This window comes from Haloarcula sp. CBA1115 (assembly GCF_000827835.1).
GTDB lineage: Archaea > Halobacteriota > Halobacteria > Halobacteriales > Haloarculaceae > Haloarcula > Haloarcula hispanica.
Genome location: NZ_CP010529.1, coordinates 2,252,918 through 2,272,670 on the forward strand (window position 1 = coordinate 2,252,918; position 19,753 = coordinate 2,272,670).

Consider the following 19,753-nt stretch of genomic DNA (forward strand, 5'->3'; position numbering starts at 1 on the left):
GTGTTCCTGGTGGTCTGTCCGCCGCCGACCACGTCCGCGATACGAACGGTACCCCACCTGAGCTATTCGATGTGGACCACGAGGACGGGGACGGGCGCGCTCTGCACAACGCGCTCGGTGACGCTCCCGAGATTGGCGACCCGGTCCCGTCCGGTTCGACCGTGGGTCCCCATCACGATGAGATCTATATCCTCCTGCTCGGCGTAGTCGGTGATCGTCTTGTGGGGAATGCCCTCTTCCATGGTCGTGACGACCTCGACGCCGGACTCCTCGCCGCTGACCACGATGTCGTCGAGCGCGACGTCCCCCTCTTCCTCCAGCGACTGCCGCACTTCGTCCTGATTGGACTTGTCGGCCGCGAGGTACAGCCGCTTGTCCACGACGTACAGGCCGTGGAGGGTCGCGTCGTTGTCGCGCGCGATAGAGGTGGCGTGTGCGAGCGTCTCCGTCGTACCCGAACTGCCGTCTGTGGCTACGAGCACCGAATCGTACATATCCGGCTTCTCATGCGAACTGTGCCCACATAGTACTCCCTATCACGTTGACGCGGTCCGTGGCTGTCCAACCGACGGTGAAACCGTTGATTCACCTTCCGTCGTTCAGTGTATAATCGTTCTAACCATTATTTGTCAACAGGAATACTTTTGCCGGTCGCTGTCCATTAATTTCTATACGATGCAGGGGAGCACGCAGCCAGACGAGACACGGGCAGAACTGTACGTTCGTTCACTCCTGCCCGACGGGCACACGCAGCAACAGGCTGCGGTCATCGACCGGCTTCAGGGACTGTCGGACGCTGACGTTCTGTCAGATATTGCCGTTCAGGTAATTGGCCGGCAGATCCCGTCCACACCAGCGGAGGCACGGACTGAGCTCGGGCTATTCGCACTCAACCGAGTTAGCGTCTTTCAGGAGTGGGCAAAACGAAACGACTGTTCACTCGACCCAGCGTTCCAGGTGCGGTCGGTGGATTCGGAAATAACGGGAGAGCAGTACCGCGCGCTCGTGTTCCCGATCCAACTATTAGCCGAGTACGACGGAGCGAAGCTCAGGTGCGTGACGCCGCACACAGCCGACGGGGAGACGGTCACTGTCAGGGACCGGCTCACCATGCTCGAAGGGGAAGACGAATCGACGTTTTCATCGCTGGAACGGGCGAGTGCGGCGCGGCCGCCAGCCCAGTCTGACCTGCCGGCGGCCGACGCTATCGACGAGGACTCGGACCCGCTGTTGCCAGAGTAACGCCAGCGTCGCCCGCGTCTCAATACACTTATCCCCGGCCGCCGTCGTATCCTCGGATATGAGTACGGTCACGGTCACGCTGCCCGACGGGACCCCACTAGAGGTCGAACGCGGCAGCACGGTCGAGGATGTCGCCTACGAAATCGGGCCAGGGCTGGGTGACGACACGGTCGCCGGCGTTGTCGACGGCGAACTTGTCGACAAACACGCGCCGTTGACAGCGGACGTCGAACTCGAAATCGTCACCGAGAGCAGTGACGAGTATCTCGATGTGCTTCGTCACTCCGCTGCCCACGTCTTCGCACAGGCCCTGCAGCGCCTCTACTCCGACGCGAAGCTCACAATCGGGCCGTGGACCGACAACGGGTTCTACTACGACATCACCGGCGTCGACATCGACGAGGACGACCTCGAAGCCATCGAGGCCGAAGCCGAGGAGATCATCGAGGAGGACCTCGACATCGAACGCGAACTTGTCGACCGCGACGACGCCTTCGAGCGCTACGAGGACAATCAGTTCAAACAGGACATCCTCGAAACTGAGGCCGCGGACGACGAGGAGGTCTCTTTCTACACCCAGGGCGAGTTCGAGGACCTCTGTCAGGGCCCCCACGTCGAATCGACCGGCGAAATCGGCGGCTTCGCGCTGCTTGAAATCTCGGCGGCCTTCTGGCGCGGCGAGGAAGAGAACGAGACGCTGACTCGTGTGTACGGAACCGCCTTCCCGACGGAGGACGCGCTCGATGAGTTCCTCGAACAGCGCCGCAAGGCCGAGGAGCGCGACCACCGCAAGATCGGCCAGGAGATGGACCTGTTCTCCATCGACGAGACGACCGGGCCGGGCCTGCCGCTGTACGAACCCAACGGCAAGAAGATCCTCAACGAACTCTCGGACTATGTTGCCGGCCTCAACCGTGACGCCGGCTACGACGAGGTCGAGACGCCCCACGTCTTCCGCACCGAACTGTGGAAGAAGTCGGGCCACTACGAGAACTACGTCGACGACATGTTCCTGCTCGACGTCAACGACGAGGAGTACGGCCTGAAGCCGATGAACTGCCCGGGCCACGCCACTATCTTCGAGCAGAACTCCTGGAGCTACCGTGACCTGCCGGTGCGGTACTTCGAAGACGGGAAGGTCTACCGCAAGGAGCAGCGCGGCGAACTTTCCGGGCTCTCCCGGACGTGGGCCTTCACCATCGACGACGGGCACCTGTTCGTCCGCCCGGACCAGATCGAGGAGGAGGTGCTGGCGACGGTCGACATCATCCTCGACACGCTGGACACGTTCAACCTCGACTACACCGTCCAGTTCGCCACCCGACCGGAGAAGTCAGTCGGCGGCGACGAAATCTGGGAGAAAGCCGAGTCCCAGCTCGAAGCCGTCCTCGACGAGCAGGACATCGACTACGTCGTCGAGGAAGGCGACGGGGCGTTCTACGGCCCGAAGATCGACTTCGCCTTCGAGGACGCGCTCGGTCGTCACTGGGACGGCCCGACCGTCCAGTTGGACTTCAACATGCCCGAGCGGTTCGACCTCTCCTACACCGGTGAGGACAACGAGGAGCACCGCCCGGTGATGATCCATCGCGCGCTGTATGGCTCCTACGAGCGCTTCTTCATGGTGCTGACTGAGCACTACAACGGGAAGTTCCCGCCGTGGCTCGCACCCGAGCAGATCCGCCTGCTGCCGGTCAGCGACGACAATATCGCCTACTGCGAGGAGATTCAGGACGAACTCGATGACTTCCGGGTCACCATCGAGGACCGCTCCTGGACGGTCGGCAAGAAGATCCAGCAGGCCCACGACGACCGCGTGCCCTACATGTGTGTCATCGGCGACAACGAGGAAGAGGCCGGGACCATCTCGGTCCGGGACCGCAAGGAACGCGAGGAGAAGGACATCGATATCGCCGAGTTCCGCGACCACCTCGAAACCGAGGTCGAGCAGCAGCGGACCGCTGTGACGTTCCTCGCCGGCCGATAGCTGCAGTTCGTTCGGCCGATTCTCACCGACGGTGTACTGGCTTTCTGGCATCTGCCAGGCACGCCCTTTTATCCCCGGCGGGCGAGCCGACCTGTATGACCACTGACAGTGGAGCGTCGAGCGATACCATGCGGGAGCGCGCCACCGGTGACACCCGACTTCTCTGGCTCCTGCTCGACGCGGACCGCTGGCTCGTCACTGCCCTCCTCTCCGGTGTCCTGTTCTGTGGGATTCTCGCCGTCGGACTTTTGCATCCCACACCGGCATTGACGCTGTTGACTCGTGGTGACCCGGTCGAAACGCTGTTTCAGGCGCTGATTACGGGGACTGTAACCGCCGTTACGCTGGTTCTGACACTGAACCAGCTCGTCCTGTCACAGGAACTCGGTGCAGTGGGCGATCAGCGCGAGCGGATGGACGGGTCGATGCAGTTCCGCGCCGACGTGGCCGACGCCGTCGATACGCCAGTCAGTCCGGCAGAGCCCTCGGCGTTCCTCCGGTCGCTGGTCCGCGGGACCGCCGAACGGGCCGAGAATGCTCGGAACGCCGCCGAGGAGGCGACGCTCGATGACGACCTGGCGGCGTTGCTGTCGAACTATCTGGCGGACGTGCTGACCAACGCCGACAGCGTCACCGCTCAGCTCGAAGACGGGACCTTCGGCGAGTTCGACGTCGTCAAGGCCGCGCTGGACTACAACTATTCCTGGAAGCTGTACGCCGGTCGACGCATCCGCGAGGCCTACGCCGACGAACTCACCGACGAAATCGACGACTCGCTTGCGGAACTCGTCGAGACGCTCGAACTGTTCGGCCTGGCCCGGGAACACTTCAAGACGCTGTACTTTCAGTGGGAACTGTCCGACCTCTCCCGGACATTGCTGTACGTCGCTATCCCGGCGCTTACCGTCGCAATCACCTCGTTATTGTTCCTCGATGTGCAAGATTTCGTCGGCGTCACGGCCGGCGTCCCCGACGTGTTGTGGCTCCTCGCGGTGACGACGACAGCATCGCTGCTTCCGTTCACGGTCCTGATATCGTACATCCTCCGTATCGTCACGATAACCAAACGAACGCTCGCTATCGGTCCCTTCATTCTCCGCGAGACGGACCGGCGCGTCGACGTCGACTGGGACTGACGCCGCCGCACATCACCACGGTATAAGTGCCGGACCGGACTCGCTAGTACCATGCAGATTGGCTCGCGTCGGTGTATCCTCAACCCCGTCAGTGGCGACGGCGAGCACGCCGACTACGTCCCGCGGCTGATGGCGGCGCGCGGGTTCGAGGTGTACGAAACCGAGGCGGCGGGCGACGCGGTCGAACTCGGCCGCGAGGCGGGTCGAGCCGAAGCTTCGGAGGTCGCCGTCTGTGGCGGCGACGGGACGGTGAACGAGGTCATCCGTGGGCTCGACGACGCCGGCCACCTCGACTCGGTGACGCTGAGCGTCATCCCGGCCGGAACGGCGAACCTCCTGGCCGGGAACATCGGCGTCACGGACATCGAACACGGTGTCGAAATCGCCGACACCGGCGACACGCGCCCGGTCGATGTCGGTGTCGCCGACGACGAGCCGTTTCTCGTCTCCTGTATCGCCGGTCTCCCCGCCGACGCCAGCGTCTCGACACCGGGCGACCTCAAGGAGCGGTTCGGCACGCTGGCCTTTCTGCTCACCGGGGCACAGGAGGCGCTCCGCTTCGACGGGTTCGACATCACTGTCGCGGCTGTCGGCGAGGACGGCCCGTTCACATGGTCGGGCGAGTCCGCCTGTCTCCTGGTGGGCAACGCCCGTAAGTTCGTCGCGGAAGGCGGGCAAGCAAACATGGAAGACGGCCTGCTGGACGTGGCTATCGTCGAACAGATGCCAACGGGGAACCTCGTCGCGGAGGCCATCGGTCAGCGACTCCTGTCGCTCGATACCGACGGGGTGACCCACGTTCGTGCGAAGGAGATCTCGGTTAGCGGCGACGGCGACGAACTCACGTTCAGCCGCGACGGCGAACTCAGCACGCACGAGGCGCTGTCGCTGTCGGTGCGCGAGCGCGCCCTCACGCTTCGCGTCGGGGCGGGCTACGCGCCGAACCCGGAGTGAGACCGGTCGCCTGTCCCAGCCGTCCACCGGCGGGGTGATCGGTCGGAATCGCCCCCGACGCTTTTGCCCCCATCCATCGAGGGCAATGGTATGCCCCCGCTCTCGATGGGTGCGCTCGTGGTCTTCGCGCTCGTCGCCGCCGCCCTGACGCTGTTCGTCACCGAGTGGCTGCCGCCTGACATGACGGCCATCGCCGTCCTCGTCGCGCTGGTCGTGCTGGAACCGTACACCGGTGTCCCGGCACGGACGTCCATCGAGGGATTCGCCAGCCCGGCGGTGGTCACCATCGTCGCGATGTACATCCTCAGCGCCGGCGTCGAATCGGCCGGCGTCGTCGACTGGCTGGCCGGGAGGCTGGCGGCGCTGACCGGCGGCGACGAGCAGCGCCTGCTGGCCGCCATCGTGGGCACGACGGGCGTCAGCGCGGGGTTCGTCAACAACACGCCGGTGGTCGCGGTCTTCATCCCGCTGGTCACCGGGCTCTCGGAGCGATACGGTATCTCGCCGTCGAACCTGCTGTTGCCGCTCTCTTTCGCCGCGATGCTCGGCGGGACGCTCACGCTGGTCGGTACCTCGACGAACCTCCTCGCCAGCGACCTCTCGGCGCAGTTGCTTGGCCGACCGTTCTCGATGTTCTCGCTGACGCCCGTCGGCGTCGTCATCCTCGCCGTCGGCGTGGCCTACCTGCTGACAGTCGGTCGGGCGCTCGTTCCCGAACGGGTCCACCCCGCGGCCGACTTCACGGAGGAGTTCGACATGGACCGCCACCTGTCGCAGTTACAGGTGCGGGACTCGTCGCCGCTGGTCGGACTGACGGTGCAGGAGGCGCTGGAAGGCGGTGTCCCCGACGACGTGGTCGAAGCAGTCGCGGACGTAGTCGATGCGGGAGAGTCGCTGCCGACCGAGGCCACCGTCGAACAGGTCCTCGCCGCGAGCGACCCGCTTGACATCGATGTGCTCCAGATCGACCGCAACGGCGAGTCGTTCTTCGCGACGGCCACCGACCGACCGCTCGAACCCGGCGACGTGCTGACCGTCCGCGGGAACCGACAGGCCGTCAATCAGTTCGCCCAGACGCTCGACCTTCGGGACCTCGCCCGCGAGTCCGTCACGGCGGACCTCCTGGCAGAGAGCGGCCATCCGGCCGTTCTCGCGGAGGCCGTCATTCACAGGGAGTCCCGGCTCCGCGGGCGGCGGCTCGCCGACGTGCAACTGCGCAGTCGGTTCGACGTGACGGTCCTCGCCGTCCGCCGCGGCGACGAGATCATCCACGAGAACCTCGCGGCGGTCGAGCTGTCCGCTGGCGACCTGCTCTTGCTCCAGACGCCTCTCGACGAGGTGGGCCACCTGCAGGACGAGGGGTACCTGGTCTTGACCGAGGGTCCCCCGGAGTTGTTCGACGCGCTCGACGGCGGCCCGCCGTCGCTCGACGCCGCGGCGGCGGTCCCGCTCGCGACCCTGCTCGCAGTCATCGCGCTCGCGGCGCTGGATCTGCTTCCAATCTACATCGCCGCACTCGGCGGCGTCGTCGCCACGGTCGCGACCGGCACGCTGAGCGCATCGAAGGCCTACGACGCGGTGAGCTGGAACATCGTGTTCCTGCTTGCCGGACTGCTCCCGCTGGGGCAGGCGATGCAAGCGACCGGTGGGGCCGCGTTCGTCGGTGGCCTCCTCGTCGACGCGGCCGGCGTCCTCCCGCCGCTGGCGCTGCTGGCGCTGGTGTACCTCCTGACGGCCGTCCTCGCCAGCGTCATCACTCCGGCTGCGACCGTCGTGCTGATGATCCCGATCGCCGTCGCCACCGCCGCCGAGATCGGCGTCGCCGGGTTCCCGTTCCTCGTCGTCGTGACGTTCGCAGTCGCAACGGCGTTCCTGACACCCATCGGCTATCAGACGAACCTGATGGTGTACGGCCCCGGCGGGTACCGCTTTACCGACTTCCTGCGCGTCGGCGGCCCGCTACAGCTCCTTCTGTGCGTCGTCACGACGCTCTCGGTGTCTGTCGTCTGGCCGCTGTAAAAATCCCGCGGCGGCGGCGCTACTTTTCGTCTTCTTTCAGTTCGTCGAGTTCTGACTCGACCTCGCTCTCGTCGACGTCGACCTGCGTACTCTCGTCCGTGAGTTCCTTCTCCAGTTCGGCCTCGGAGACGTCCGCGTCGCTTGACCCGCTGTCGCCGTCCTCGGCTTTCCCCATCTCGGCTTTCAGCGTGTCGAGTTCGGCGTCGACTGAGCCTTTCTGTCGGACTTCCTCAAGCTCCCGCTCCAGCGAACTCTCATCCGATATCTGACTTTCGAGGACGCCATCCTCGCGGAGTTCGTCCATCGCCTGCGAGCGGGCCTCCATGTCCTCGGTGCGTTCCTCCGCGCGCTCAATAGCCTGATTGATGTCTTGCATCTCGTCGCCAGCGCCGGTCATTGCCTCGTTGACGCGCGCCGACGCCTTCGCGGCCTCGTGGCGGGCCTTCATCGTCTCCTTCTTGGTCCGGAACTGCTCGATCTGTTTCTGGAGTTCGTCTTTCTGCTCGACTAGCTGGTCCTGCTGGCTCTGCAGGTCCTGTATCTGGCCCTCCAGATCCTCGATCTGGCTCATCTTCTGCTTTTTCTTCTCCAGCGCCTGACGGGCGAGGTCCTCTCGGTCCTGCTCGACGGCCTGGCGCGCCTGCTCGTTGTGCTTCTCGACGTTCTCTTCGAGGCGGCGCTTCTGTATCTCCAGTCGTTTCTTCTGGGTCGTCAGGTCCGCGATGCCCTGCTTGACGTCCTGCAGTTCGTCACGCAACTGCTCGTAGCTGTAATCGAGGGTCTCTGTCGGGTCCTCCGCTCGGTTCAGGACGGCGTTGAGTTTCGAGCGGATGACGTACGACGCGCGCGAGAGGATTCCCATATATGCGCATTGGTCTCTCCAACCTTAAATTTCTTACAGAGGGCTGGCGAGTGAACACGTATGACTACCGTCGGGATTCCGGGCGGGCGAGACGTCACCGCGACGCTCGACCGACCCGGGTCGGATGCTATCGTCGTTGCGTGCCCGCCCCATCCACAGTACGGCGGTAAGCGGTCGGACACGCGCCTGAACGCGGTCAGCGACGCACTGGCCCCTGATGTCGGCTGTCTCCGCTTCGACTACGGCGCGTGGGACGAGGGCCGCGGCGAGCGGGTCGACGCCGAGAACGCCCTGGCGTGGGCGAGCGAGCGGGCCGACGCTGTCGGCTTGTTCGGCTACAGTTTCGGCGCAGCTGTGGCGCTCTGTGCGGCCGCCGAACTCGATAGCGAGTCCGAGCCGTCGGTCCTCTCCGTCCTCGCTCCGCCGGCCGGACTGACCGCCCATCTCGATGCTGTCGCCGCGCTCGACGCTATCGACTGCCCGGTACAGGTCGTGGTCGGCGAGCGCGACGACACTGTGGACTGGGAGCCGGTCGTCGACCGGGCCACCGAACTGGGACAGGCCGTCGAGCGACTGCCGGCCGACCACCACTTCGTCGGCCAGAGCGGCCGTGTCGGTGAGACTGTTGGGCCGTTTCTCCGTGACCACCTGTAGCCGGTGTTGCATCCGACTGCCGGGACCCGAGACTACCGGACAGTATCGAAAGACAGAGGCGCTGTCGGCCCAATCTCCGATCATGAACCGCCCGCTTGCGTTCGCTGCCGTTTCGTTTATCGCCACACTGGTGGCGCTGCTAGTCCTGATGCAGACGGCGCTCGTCGCGGGCGGACCAGCCCGGGCGCTCGTCCTCGCCTCGCTGGGGGGCCTCGGGACCTACGTCGCTATCAAATCCGGCGTGCTCAAGTCCTGACGACCAGCCGAAGGTACATTTATACTATATACTGATAAATAATGAACTATGTCAACACGAACCAGGGCGGCGGTGTCGCACTCGACACGGCACGGCGTCGTCTCGCTTCTGGGTGGATTCGTCGCCGGCTACCTGTTGTTCATCGCCATCGGCTCTAGTCCCGGTGATGCGCTGTTCTCGGCGCTGACGCTGGCTGTTCTCGTGGCGGCATGGCGCGTCCTCACACAGCCGTCACTGTAGCCCCGTTGACACTGCGACGGGGTGGCGAACAGTGCGCGCTCCGAAACCGTTTAGACTACGCGGGGTTCACCGTCGGTATGCCGACCGAACCCGAAACGGACTACGACCCGGAACTGGGTCGGAAGTTCATCTTCGTCACCGGTGGCGTGATGTCTGGCCTGGGGAAAGGCATCACCGCCGCCAGCACAGGTAGATTACTCAAAAACGCCGGGTTCGACGTTACAGCGGTCAAAATTGACCCGTATCTGAACGTCGACGCCGGTACGATGAATCCCTTCCAGCACGGCGAGGTGTACGTGCTCAAAGACGGCGGGGAGGTCGACCTCGACCTGGGGAACTACGAGCGCTTCCTCGACATCGACATGACCTTCGACCACAACGTCACCACGGGGAAGACCTACCAGCACGTCATCGAGAAGGAGCGGTCCGGCGACTACCTCGGTCGCACGGTCCAGATTATCCCGCATATCACCGACGACATCAAGCGCCGCATCCGCGAGGCCGCCGAAGGAAACGACGTCTGTATCATCGAGGTTGGCGGCACCGTCGGCGACATCGAGGGGATGCCGTATCTCGAAGCGCTCCGTCAGTTCGCCCACGAGGAAGACGAGGACGATATTCTCTTTACCCACGTCACGCTCGTTCCCTACTCGAAAAACGGCGAGCAGAAGACCAAGCCGACCCAGCACTCCGTGAAGGAACTGCGCTCTATCGGGCTCCAGCCCGACATTCTCGTCGGCCGCTGTTCGGACAAACTCGATATCGACACGAAAGAGAAGATCGCGCTGTTCTGTGACGTGCCGACGGAAGCCGTCTTCTCGAATCCCGACGTCGACGACATCTACCACGTCCCGCTGATGGTCGAGGAGGAAGGCCTCGACCAGTACGTGATGGAGGAACTCGACATCGCGACCGAAGCCCTGCCCGAGGATGAGCGGGAGAACCGCTGGCGCGACCTTGTCACCCAGAACACCGAGGGCGAAGTCGATATTGCCCTCGTCGGCAAGTACGACCTCGAAGACGCCTACATGTCCGTCCACGAGGCGCTGAAACACGCCGGCCTGGAGAAGAACGTCGACGTGAACGTCCAATGGGTCAACTCCGAGAAGATGAACGACCACCACGCTGACCGGATGCGCGAGGCCGACGCCATCGTCGTGCCGGGTGGCTTCGGTGCCCGTGGTACGGAGGGTAAAATCGAGGCGATTCGGTACGCCCGCGAGAACGATATCCCATTCCTCGGGCTGTGTCTCGGATTCCAGATGGCCGTCGTCGAGTACGCCCGCAACGTACTGGACCTCGACGACGCCCATTCCGCCGAACTGGACGAAGACACCCCACACCCCGTCATCGACATCCTGCCCGAGCAGTACGAGATCGAGGACATGGGCGGGACGATGCGGCTGGGTGCTCACGAAACCGAAATCGACGCGAACACGCTTGCCGCGACGCTGTACGGCGGGGAGTCCTGTACGGAGCGGCACCGCCACCGCTACGAGGTCAATCCCGAGTACATCGACGACCTCGAAGCCGCCGGGCTGAAGTTCTCTGGCTACGCCGAAAACCGTATGGAGATACTCGAACTCGCGCCCGAGGACCACCCGTACTTCATCGGGACGCAGTTCCATCCGGAGTTCCGCTCCCGACCGACACGCGCCAGCCCGCCCTTCGTCGGCCTGCTCGAAGCGGTGCTCGGCGACGATCCACACACTGTGACGACTGAGGAGGTGAGCCACTGATGGTGAACGTCGACGAGTTCATCGCCGACGCGAAAGCCGAGATCGCCGACGAGATCGGCGACAAGAACGCCGTCATCGCACTGTCGGGCGGCGTCGACTCCTCGACGGCCGCCGCGCTGGCCTACGAGGCCATCGGCGACCAGCTCACCCCGGTCTACGTCGACACCGGGCTGATGCGGAAAGGCGAGACCGACCAGATACGCGAGACGTTCAGCTACATGGACTCGCTGCGGATCGTCGACGCCCAGGACCGCTTCCTCGATGCGCTCGGCGACGAGACCGACCCCGAGGAGAAGCGTCACATCATCGGCGAGCAGTTCATCCGGGAGTTCGAGACTGTCGCGAAGGACGTCGACGCCGACTACCTCGTTCAGGGGACCATCTACCCCGACCGCATCGAGAGCGAGGGGACGATAAAGAGCCACCACAACGTCGGCGGCCTGCCCGAAGTGGTGGACTTCGAGGGCATCGTCGAGCCGATGCGGGACCTCTACAAGGACGAGGTCCGCGAGGTCGCCCGGGCGCTCGACCTCGAGGAGATAATCTCAGAGCGGATGCCGTTCCCCGGCCCCGGCCTCGCCGTCCGCATCATCGGCGAAGTCACCGAGGAGAAACTGGAAGTGGCCCGCGAGGCCAACCACGTCGTCGAGGAGGAACTGGAGGAGTACGAGCCGTGGCAGGCGCTGGCCGCCGTCATCGGCAAGGCCACGGGCGTCAAGGGCGACAACCGCGTCCACGGCTGGGTCGTCGCCGTCCGCTCCGTCGAGAGCCGGGACGGGATGACCGCCCGCGCACAGGAACTCGACTGGGACACGCTCCAGCGCATCCAGTCGCGCATCACCGGGGCGCACGAGAACGTCGCCCGCGTCGTCTACGACGTGACCCACAAACCGCCAGCGACTATCGAGTACGAATGAAGGTGGTTCTCGTCGGCTCGGACCCGAACGCGCTCACCGACGCGCTCGAAGCCGAAGGCCACACGGTCACAGTCGCCGACGTCGGTAACCGACCCGGGCTCGAAGAAGCCGGCATCCACGAGGCCGAGGTCTACCTGCTGACCGAGATGTCGCAGGCGACCTCCATCGCCGTCGCCAAGGACCTTGCCCCCGACCTCCGGGTCGTCGTCTACGCGGCGGGCTCCCTGCCGGACTTCGCCAGCCGACAGACCGACCTCGTCGTCGACCCGGACCTGCTTGACGCCGAGGCGGTCGCCGAGGAACTGTAGGCTCGCCCGGTCTTTTCGTGTCTATGGTGTCCGCCCAGCAGTACCAACAGCCGGTCCGGCCGCACCCTCTTGCTGTTGAAGGGTATAATTTAACATATTCTTCGACGGATTTAATAGATAGATTAAGAGAGTAACTACTGGATACACCTATGCTAGCGATTCAGGCCGTCACGGAACGACCGCTGTTGCTGCAAGCGAACGTCGCTGACCGAATCGTCGAATTCCTGACAACCCTCGTCGCCGACGGCGTATCGGCCGTCGGGACGATACTGATTGCGGCAGTCATCCTCGCCATCGGCTACGGGGTCGGCGAGTACCTCGACAGCGCGGTGTACGACTGGACGCTCGAACGCGGGCTCGACGACCGCGCCGAGGAAACGCCGGTGTCTGCCGTCACAGCGGAGTCGGACCCGGTCGCGTCCGCAGCAGGTCTGCTCGCCCGATATCTCGTCTATCTGGTCGCTGTTCTTGCGGCGGTCAGAACGCTGAACATCAGCGAGCTCCGGACGCTCGCCGCGACGCTGTTCGGGTACGTTCCGAACATCGTCGCCGCCGCAGTGTTCCTGGTCGTCGGGTTCGGTCTCGGCCGACTGCTGGGCACGCTCGTCCCCGGCCTCGTCTCCAGTCCCGGTATCACGGAGAACTTCCCGGAAACGCACCTCGGACAGCTGCTCGACGCTGACAGCGGCACCGTTGGCAGAGTGGCTGGTCTAGTCGTCGAGTACTACGTCTACGCGGCGGCCGTCTACGTCGCTGCGGCGACGCTCACTATCGCTCCCGTCGCGGCCCTGCTCCGTGATGGATTGACCTACGCGCCGACCCTGGTCGGTGCCCTCGTCGTCCTCGTTCTGGGGGCACTAGTTGCTGATCACGTCGCCGACGTGATCACGTCGGTCGATGCCGCCGAAGAGTGGGTCTCGAAGCCGCTCCTCTCGGGAACGCTGCAGGCGCTCGTCTACCTGTTTACCGCCGTTATCGCGCTCAACCTCGCGGGCGTCGACTCGCTGCTGCTCGCCGTGTTGTTGCTCGCGGTCGTGTTCCCCGTCGGTATCGGGTTCGCGCTAGCGGTCGGGCTGGGCGGTCAGGACTTCGTTGCTGGCCGGCTCAGTAGCGACTAGGCCAGCCGTTTCACAGCGTCGCTGCCAGCTTACTGAGTTTCGCGGAACCCCCTTCCTCGAAGGGGACGCCGTGGCCCGGCACAGCGAGTTCAAACCGCGGTGCGCGCTCGGCGAAGTCTCTGATACTCCGAGCAACGGCGTCGGTATCGTAGCTCACCAGCCACGGCGAGGGCTCGAAGCGGCCGCTGTCCTCCCGGACGAGGTCACCCAGCAGTCCAAGCGAATGGTCTTCGCTGACGTAGCAGACGTGCCCCGGCGTGTGGCCAGGGGTATCGTAGACAGTGAAACTGCCGACGGTGTCGCCGTCGGCGAGGGGGACGACGTCGTTGTCCGGCGCGTCGAGGAACGGCGAGACGAGTCGCTGGAACGCTCCCTTGTGGTTGCCCAGCGGCGGAGCCTGCTCGCCGGTGACCAGCGGGGCGTCCCGCTCCCTGACGTAGATAGTCACGTCGATGCCGTCGAAGGCCGACAGCCCGCCGACGTGGTCGAGATCGAAGTGCGTGAGGAGGATGCGGTCCAGGTCCCGGAGTTCGTAGCCGGCGTCGCTCAGGCCGGCGATGAGCGCGTTGCCGTGCCAGGGAAGCCCGGTGTCCACGAGCGTTAGCGCTCCGTCGTCGTCGACGAGCGTTGCGTTGACGCCCGTGAGGTCGTACCACCAGATATCATCGGCGAGCGCCGTTACCATAGCGCGGGGTTGGAACGGCGGCGTCAAAACGCTTGACGAATCGGTGTGACCGCAGAACCAGTCAACTGTGGTGCTCAGAACGGCAACTGCGACCGGACGAACTGCACGCCAGTCTTGACCTTCGACGGGTCCCGGATCCGCTCCATCTCCGCGTCGGTGAGTTCGAAATCGAAGACAGCCATGTTCGCTTCGAGGTGGTCGCGGCTGGACGCTTTCGGAATCGCGGCCACGCCGTCCTGCTGGACCAGCCACCGAAGCGCGACCTGCGCCGGGGATTTCCCGTACCTGTTACCCACTTGGACGAGCGCGGGGTCGTCGAGGACGCCGCCGCGGGCGAGCGGGCTGTAGGCAGTCAGGAGCACGTCGTGGATGCGACAGTAGTCGAGTAGCTTCCGCTGGTCCCAGTAGGGGTGGTACTGCACCTGGTCGGTGAAGATAGGGGCCGCGGAGATGTCCCGCGCCTTGTCCAGCAGCGACGGCGAGAAGTTGCTGACGCCGATGTGCCGGACCAGCCCCTCCTCGACGAGGTCGTTCATCGCCCCGAGCGTCTCCGACAGGGATGCCATCCACGGGGTGTTCGGCCAGTGGATGAGCAGGAGGTCGATGTAGTCCGTTCCCAGTTTGTTCAGGCTCTCCCGCGTCGACCGGCGGACGCTCCGCTCGTCGCGATTGGAGCCGTCGAGCTTCGTCGTCAAGAACACGTCCTCGCGGTCGACCGCGGCGGCGTCCATCCCCAGTCCGACCTGCCGCTCGTTGCCGTACGCCTGTGCAGTGTCGATGTGGCGATAGCCCATATCCAGCGCCGTTTCGACGGTTTCACGGCAGGACTGGCCGGTGAGCTGCCACGTCCCGAGGCCGAGTGCGGGGACCGACGTACCCTGGACCTGAATGTCGTCCATGCAGGGTGTTGGAGGGGGTCGGTGAAAAGTCAGTGGCTCCGGCGCACCGCGGTCTCGAACCGGCCTGCCCTACTGTACCGTCGCTACTGCTCCAGGATAGTCCCGCCCGAACCGACCGCGATGTCGGTGCCGCCGCGGACGATGGCTTTCAGGTTCTCGCCAGCGGGCGTCTGTTCCTGGGTCCAGCCGCCATCGCCGAGGGCGTACACCTTACCGCCGCCGACCGTGTAGCCGGTGCTGTCGTCGCCGGTGACCTCGATGTCACGCAGGCCGACGTCGCCCGTGTCGGTCGGCGTCCACTCGGACCCGTTCCAGTGGAAAATCATCCCGCCACCGCCGGAAACCCACACGTCATCTGGGCCGTCGGAGTCGACGCCGTAGAAGTTGACGTTGGCGTCGGCGAGGCCGATCTTGTTCCACGTCGAGCCGTCGTCGGTGGCGAAGACGCTCTTGTTGCCGTCGACGATGTGGCCCGAGCGCACGCCGTGGAAGTCGACGGCGTTGATGGCCGACCCGGAGCCGGGCGTGGTGTAGTCCCACGTCTCGCTCGCGCCGTTCTCGAAGCTGTAGTACATCTTGCCGGAGTCGCCGGCGACGTAGACGTTCGCCTCGCCGGCGCTCCCGGTCACGGACACGTCGTTGAAGTTGTTGGTCACGTCCATCGGGGCGCTGTGGTCGGTGAGGACGCCCGATTCCACGTCGTACTCGCCGATAGCGCCCGAGGCACCGACGAACCAGAGGGCCTTGCCGTCGTCGGTTACATCGGCCCCGTAGAGGCTGTTCCCGTTGCCGGTCGGGCCACCGCCGATGACCTTCTGCCAGCCCCTGCTAGTCCGTTCGAGGACGATACCGCCACCCGCCACCGCGTACGCGCCGGTGGCCGTGTATTCGACGTCGTGGAGGGTGTTCCCGGTCGGGGACTCGACGGACTCCCAGGGACCGGCCGCCGCAACCGTCCCGGAGATGGCCGCCCCACCCAGTGCAGCTGCAGCTGTCGCGCCGATACCCGTGAGCACGCCGCGTCGTGTCGCGTTGCGATCGGACATGACACACGAGCCTGTGGGCTGTCTCTACTTCAATGGGTGACGGAGTTAACGACTTTTCACGCCGCTTTAAACGTTTAAACGGCCGATATTCGGGAGAAAAGCCGTCGGAAGTGGGAAAATTAGCGACCTGGGACGAACCGGAAAATATCACGTTAAGCCGGCTAAACGGTCACAAGACTGATACCGCGAGTTCGTCGTGTCGGCTCAGGACAGGTCAGCGACGAGAGACGGAGCTTCGGCCGCGATGATCTCGTCGATAGCGATACGAACCGCTGCCGGGTCCGCGGGCAGGCAGAACACCGGCGTCTCTCCAGCGATCCCGGCAGTCGCACGGATGGCGATGACACCGGTTCCCTGCTGTTCGAAGAGGAGGCTCCGGTACACTTCCTCGAACCCCGGCAGGGCCTTTTCGAACAGTGGGTGGACTGCTTCGAGCGTCTGCGCCGACGGGGCGACGCCGAGGCCCCCGCGGTGACGACGACCTCCACGTCGTCGCGCCCGACTAGTCTGTCGACGGCACCCTGAATGCCGTCGTAGTCCCCTCGCAGGCGCTCGCGGGCGGTGACCGTCTGTCCGGTCGCTTCGAGTGCTGTCTCTACCGCCTCGCCCGTCGGGTCGCCCGTTTCCGTCGCTGTCCCGACCGTGACGACGGCGGCGGCAACCGACTGTTCTTGCGACGCGTCGTCCCGTGGGACTGTCTGCGCTGGTGGTTCATCCGCTGTCGGCGGCGTCTCAGCCTGCGATGTGTTTTCCGGTGGATCGCCTGCCTGTGTCTCAGAAAGGGGGTCTTCGTGGGGGCCCTCGTCGGGTCGCTCCGCCCCGCCGGCCCCTTCAGCGTCCTGTGTTTCGGCCGCTGGATGGCTGCTTTGCTCTACCGCCTCGTCGATTCGTTCTGCGACGGCGCTGTCGGCTTCAGGCTCCGACGTGGAGCCGTCACCGTCCCCCGTCACGTCGTCCGCCGCAGAAGTCTCCGTTCCGTCACCCCCACTTGCTTCTCTGTCGTTGTTTTCCGCTGCTGTATCCGTTGCTTCGGTTGGCTCTGAACTGGCGGCCTCGGAGTCGGTATCGACTGCCGCGGATTCCTCGTCGTCTCCCGTTTCGCCCTCGTCCTCGTCTGTCTCGTCGTCTTCCCCGTCGGTCGGACCCCGGCGTGTGTCACGGGACTGGAAATCCACCATACTACTCCATCGGTCGCGGTCGATAAATACCCTGACGACCGTTTGCGGGACTGCAATGTATATAATATCTGAAAACGGTAGGCTTAAAATATAGCGATATGAAACAAAATGTATGGCTGGGAGCTACCACGTCGTCTGCCATGAGTGTGCGTTCGAGGGACTGTACGAAGACTCGTCGGTCGCGGAGGGCCAGCGGGACGCACACGCTTCATCCAGCGGGCATCGGATGAGCCTGCGTGACATCTCGAGCCAGGAAGCACCTGGTCTGTCGCAGTAGCGGGACCGTTAGCGTTTTGCGCTCGCTTGCCTGATGCCGAGACATGCAGCCACGTTGTTTCGTCGGTACTCCCGGGGGAGGTCCCATCGTGACGCACCGTTCGAGCGGGCGCGACGGGGTGCGTGCCGATGGCTGACGACGAGTCCGGCTACGTCCACCGTCCCGACACGGAGCCACAGTCCGCAAACGCCCCATCTGCGGACAGTGAGACGGGTACGGAAGCCGCCGACGGTCCCGAGTTCGGGACGAGCGGCTGGATTCTTGTCGGGATGATCGGCGTGGCGTTCCTGTTCGTCCCCGGCGCAATTTTGCTTTTGCCGTCCGCACAGGGCGTCATCAGCAGTTTCGGGCTCACGCTCCGGGACGCATATCTCACACTCCCGCTCGTTCCGGCGTTCGTACTTGGTGCCCTCGCCGTGTGGTCCGCGGTTCGCTCGCAGTCGAAGTGACCGAGAATAGTTATATCAGGGACGCCATTACTACGCTACTGAATGGTCCTGTCGCCGCTTACTGTCGTTTTATTGTCGGGTGTCGTCGGTATGGGCGTCGCCTTTCTGGTGTGGCTCCACCGGGACCGGCCGGGCGCAGGACCGCTGGCAGTGTTCGTCGTTGCGGCGAGCCTCTGGGCCGTGACGTACGGTATCGAGCTCGCTGTGCCGGGACTGGCCACCATGGAGCGACTCGTCCAGGTGCAGCTGACGCTCTCGGTAATCATCCCTGTCGCGTGGCTCGTGACGGTTATCGAGTACACGGGGCATCCACACTGGCTCACCCAACGCCGAACAGCGCTGTTGCTCGTCGAACCGGCGGTGTTTGTCACGCTCGTGTGGTCGAATCACGCCCACGAACTCATCTGGTCCGGTCATGGGACACAATCCGTCTCCGCATCGTCGGTGGCGCTCGCTCCCGCGTACGAAGTCATGTACTGGGGGCACATGTCCTACATACTGCTGTTGATTCTCGCCGGCGGTGTCCTCCTGTTGCGGATGCTGTTCCGGTCGAATCAGGTGTTTCAGGGCCAGGGGATCGCACTGTTGCTCGCCATCGCCGTCCCGACGGTCGTCCAGTCGCTGTTCGTGCTCGGTGCGCTACCGACTCCGTTCAACCCAACAAGTCTCGGGTACGTCGCCTCGGGGGCGGTCCTCTCAGTCGCCATCCTCCGCGGGCAACTGCTCGACGTGGCACCGGTGACCCGGGAACTGGGCCGGGAAGCGATCTTCACCGAAATGGACGACCTGGTCATCATCGTCGACGACGAGCGCCGCATTGTCGATGTCAACGCGGCTGCTACGGCGCTGTTCGACGGCGACCAGGACGCGCTGTTGGGCCGTTCGCTACCACAGGTGTTACCAGCACTCGCCGAGGCGGTTCCCGGTCCCGGCGAGCGAACGCAGACCGAGACGACCCTCGAACACGAGGGCAGCGTCCGGTACTACGACGTACGCGTGATACCGCTGTACCGCGCGTACGGCGTTGTCTCGGGCCACCTCATCAGCCTCCGAGACATCACGGAGCGGCGACAACGGGAACAGCGACTGGACGTACTCAACCGCTTGCTCCGGCACGATATCCGAAACGAGATGAACGTCGTCAAGGGGAACGCGGACCTGCTCCGGGACACGGCCGACGCCGACGAACGCGAGCGACTCGACCGTATTATCAGCACAGTCGACGACATCGTCGACCGCAGTAACAAGATCGGCCGAGTTACCGAGGCCCTGGAGACCGAACAGCACAGCCCGACAGCGCTCCAGAGGCTGCTGGAATCGGTCGTGAGCGATGCTCGGGACCGCCGCCCCGACGTGGCGATCACGCTCACCTGCGAGGATGATCTCTGGATACAGGGCGGTCCGTCGATCCTCATCGCACTAGAGGAACTGGTCGAGAACGCCGTCGAACATCAGGCGACCGATGGGGGTCCTGTCGAAGTCGAGATTACGGCGACGCGGACCGACGGAACGCCGGGCGTCCGTGTGGCCGTTCACGACAACGGTCCCGGTATCACCGACCACGAGCGCGAGGTCATCCGCTCGGGAACCGAAACGCCGCTCAAACATGGCTCCGGCGTCGGGCTCTGGCTCGTCAACTGGATCGTCCGAAACCTCGGCGGCCGGATGTCGTTCCCCGATACGGCCGAGCCGGGAACGACTGTGGAACTGCAACTGCCGGCGGCTGAGCCCGCCCACGCGACAGACGAGCCAGCGACGGCCGGAAGCGAGAACGCTGACTGATCGCG

At 64.6% G+C, this 19,753-nt stretch carries 20 protein-coding genes and 1 pseudogene; 15 read left to right on the forward strand and 6 right to left on the reverse strand.

Annotation, left to right across the window (positions count from 1 at the left end; all coding sequences use genetic code 11):
* Positions 1 to 62: 62 nt before the first annotated feature.
* Positions 63 to 494, reverse strand: coding sequence for a universal stress protein (locus SG26_RS11260; RefSeq protein ID WP_014039638.1), 432 nt, complete (start codon positions 492 to 494; stop codon positions 63 to 65).
* Positions 495 to 675: 181 nt separating this feature from the next.
* Between SG26_RS11260 and SG26_RS11265 the strand changes: the two genes are divergently transcribed.
* The 5 genes from SG26_RS11265 to SG26_RS11285 all read left to right on the forward strand — a co-directional run bounded on the left by SG26_RS11265 (position 676) and on the right by SG26_RS11285 (position 7,338).
* Positions 676 to 1,242 carry an HTH domain-containing protein gene (locus SG26_RS11265; RefSeq protein WP_050037610.1) on the forward strand — a complete coding sequence of 189 codons (567 nt, stop codon included), beginning with the start codon at positions 676 to 678 and terminating at the stop codon, positions 1,240 to 1,242.
* Between the two features lie 58 nt (positions 1,243 to 1,300).
* Complete coding sequence (gene thrS, locus SG26_RS11270; protein WP_050037611.1) at positions 1,301 to 3,229, forward strand: threonine--tRNA ligase; 1,929 nt, start codon at positions 1,301 to 1,303, stop codon at positions 3,227 to 3,229.
* Between the two features lie 95 nt (positions 3,230 to 3,324).
* Complete coding sequence (locus SG26_RS11275) at positions 3,325 to 4,365, forward strand: hypothetical protein (protein WP_050037612.1); 1,041 nt, start codon at positions 3,325 to 3,327, stop codon at positions 4,363 to 4,365.
* 51 nt (positions 4,366 to 4,416) lie between these two features.
* The gene (locus SG26_RS11280; RefSeq protein WP_050037613.1) at positions 4,417 to 5,319 is read left to right on the forward strand and encodes a diacylglycerol kinase family protein; all 903 of its coding nucleotides are present in this window, start codon (positions 4,417 to 4,419) and stop codon (positions 5,317 to 5,319) included.
* Positions 5,320 to 5,409: 90 nt separating this feature from the next.
* Positions 5,410 to 7,338, forward strand: coding sequence for an SLC13 family permease (locus SG26_RS11285; protein ID WP_023843140.1), 1,929 nt, complete (start codon positions 5,410 to 5,412; stop codon positions 7,336 to 7,338).
* Positions 7,339 to 7,357: 19 nt separating this feature from the next.
* On the opposite strand, the gene SG26_RS11290 is transcribed toward SG26_RS11285, so the two are convergent.
* Positions 7,358 to 8,200 (reverse strand): PspA/IM30 family protein, encoded by an 843-nt coding sequence (locus SG26_RS11290; RefSeq protein ID WP_014039644.1) that lies wholly within the window; start codon positions 8,198 to 8,200, stop codon positions 7,358 to 7,360.
* Between the two features lie 60 nt (positions 8,201 to 8,260).
* Between SG26_RS11290 and SG26_RS11295 the strand changes: the two genes are divergently transcribed.
* The 7 genes from SG26_RS11295 (at position 8,261) to SG26_RS11320 (ending at position 13,432) form a co-directional block, all read left to right on the forward strand.
* Positions 8,261 to 8,854 carry an alpha/beta hydrolase gene (locus SG26_RS11295; RefSeq protein WP_014039645.1) on the forward strand — a complete coding sequence of 198 codons (594 nt, stop codon included), beginning with the start codon at positions 8,261 to 8,263 and terminating at the stop codon, positions 8,852 to 8,854.
* Between the two features lie 82 nt (positions 8,855 to 8,936).
* Entirely contained in the window at positions 8,937 to 9,110 is a 174-nt protein-coding gene (locus tag SG26_RS21615; protein ID WP_014039646.1) for a hypothetical protein, read from the forward strand.
* Between the two features lie 48 nt (positions 9,111 to 9,158).
* Positions 9,159 to 9,350: a hypothetical protein gene (locus tag SG26_RS11300; protein ID WP_008310615.1), complete on the forward strand. Its 192-nt coding sequence runs from the start codon at positions 9,159 to 9,161 to the stop codon at positions 9,348 to 9,350.
* 77 nt (positions 9,351 to 9,427) lie between these two features.
* Positions 9,428 to 11,089, forward strand: a complete 1,662-nt coding sequence (locus SG26_RS11305; RefSeq protein WP_044951697.1) for a CTP synthase — start codon at positions 9,428 to 9,430, stop codon at positions 11,087 to 11,089.
* Positions 11,089 to 12,006, forward strand: coding sequence for a glutamine-hydrolyzing GMP synthase (gene guaA, locus SG26_RS11310; RefSeq protein WP_008310611.1), 918 nt, complete (start codon positions 11,089 to 11,091; stop codon positions 12,004 to 12,006). Before SG26_RS11305 ends, guaA begins: the two co-directional genes overlap by 1 nt.
* On the forward strand, positions 12,003 to 12,314 hold the full coding sequence (locus SG26_RS11315; RefSeq protein ID WP_023843141.1) for a CTP/GMP synthase operon protein: 312 nt from the start codon (positions 12,003 to 12,005) through the stop codon (positions 12,312 to 12,314). Before guaA ends, SG26_RS11315 begins: the two co-directional genes overlap by 4 nt.
* Positions 12,315 to 12,463: 149 nt before the next feature.
* The gene (locus SG26_RS11320; protein ID WP_050037614.1) at positions 12,464 to 13,432 is read left to right on the forward strand and encodes a hypothetical protein; all 969 of its coding nucleotides are present in this window, start codon (positions 12,464 to 12,466) and stop codon (positions 13,430 to 13,432) included.
* Positions 13,433 to 13,442: 10 nt separating this feature from the next.
* On the opposite strand, the gene SG26_RS11325 is transcribed toward SG26_RS11320, so the two are convergent.
* The 4 genes and pseudogenes from SG26_RS11325 to SG26_RS11340 form a co-directional block, all read right to left on the reverse strand.
* Positions 13,443 to 14,117: an MBL fold metallo-hydrolase gene (locus SG26_RS11325; protein WP_050037615.1), complete on the reverse strand. Its 675-nt coding sequence runs from the start codon at positions 14,115 to 14,117 to the stop codon at positions 13,443 to 13,445.
* Positions 14,118 to 14,191: 74 nt separating this feature from the next.
* Positions 14,192 to 15,016 carry an aldo/keto reductase gene (locus SG26_RS11330; protein ID WP_050037616.1) on the reverse strand — a complete coding sequence of 275 codons (825 nt, stop codon included), beginning with the start codon at positions 15,014 to 15,016 and terminating at the stop codon, positions 14,192 to 14,194.
* A gap of 83 nt (positions 15,017 to 15,099) precedes the next feature.
* A complete protein-coding gene (locus tag SG26_RS11335; RefSeq protein WP_050037617.1) occupies positions 15,100 to 16,062 on the reverse strand; it encodes a hypothetical protein in 963 nt (320 codons plus the stop codon).
* A 204-nt stretch (positions 16,063 to 16,266) separates the two neighbouring features.
* Positions 16,267 to 17,240: pseudogene (locus tag SG26_RS11340) on the reverse strand (molybdopterin-binding protein).
* A 112-nt stretch (positions 17,241 to 17,352) separates the two neighbouring features.
* On the opposite strand from SG26_RS11340, the gene SG26_RS21620 reads away from it, so the two are divergent.
* The 3 genes from SG26_RS21620 to SG26_RS11350 all read left to right on the forward strand — a co-directional run bounded on the left by SG26_RS21620 (position 17,353) and on the right by SG26_RS11350 (position 19,748).
* On the forward strand, positions 17,353 to 17,517 hold the full coding sequence (locus SG26_RS21620; RefSeq protein ID WP_023843142.1) for a hypothetical protein: 165 nt from the start codon (positions 17,353 to 17,355) through the stop codon (positions 17,515 to 17,517).
* Between the two features lie 128 nt (positions 17,518 to 17,645).
* Positions 17,646 to 17,966 carry a hypothetical protein gene (locus SG26_RS11345; protein ID WP_014039655.1) on the forward strand — a complete coding sequence of 107 codons (321 nt, stop codon included), beginning with the start codon at positions 17,646 to 17,648 and terminating at the stop codon, positions 17,964 to 17,966.
* Between the two features lie 42 nt (positions 17,967 to 18,008).
* Positions 18,009 to 19,748 carry a histidine kinase N-terminal 7TM domain-containing protein gene (locus SG26_RS11350; RefSeq protein ID WP_014039656.1) on the forward strand — a complete coding sequence of 580 codons (1,740 nt, stop codon included), beginning with the start codon at positions 18,009 to 18,011 and terminating at the stop codon, positions 19,746 to 19,748.
* The last annotated feature ends 5 nt before the right edge of the window (positions 19,749 to 19,753 follow it).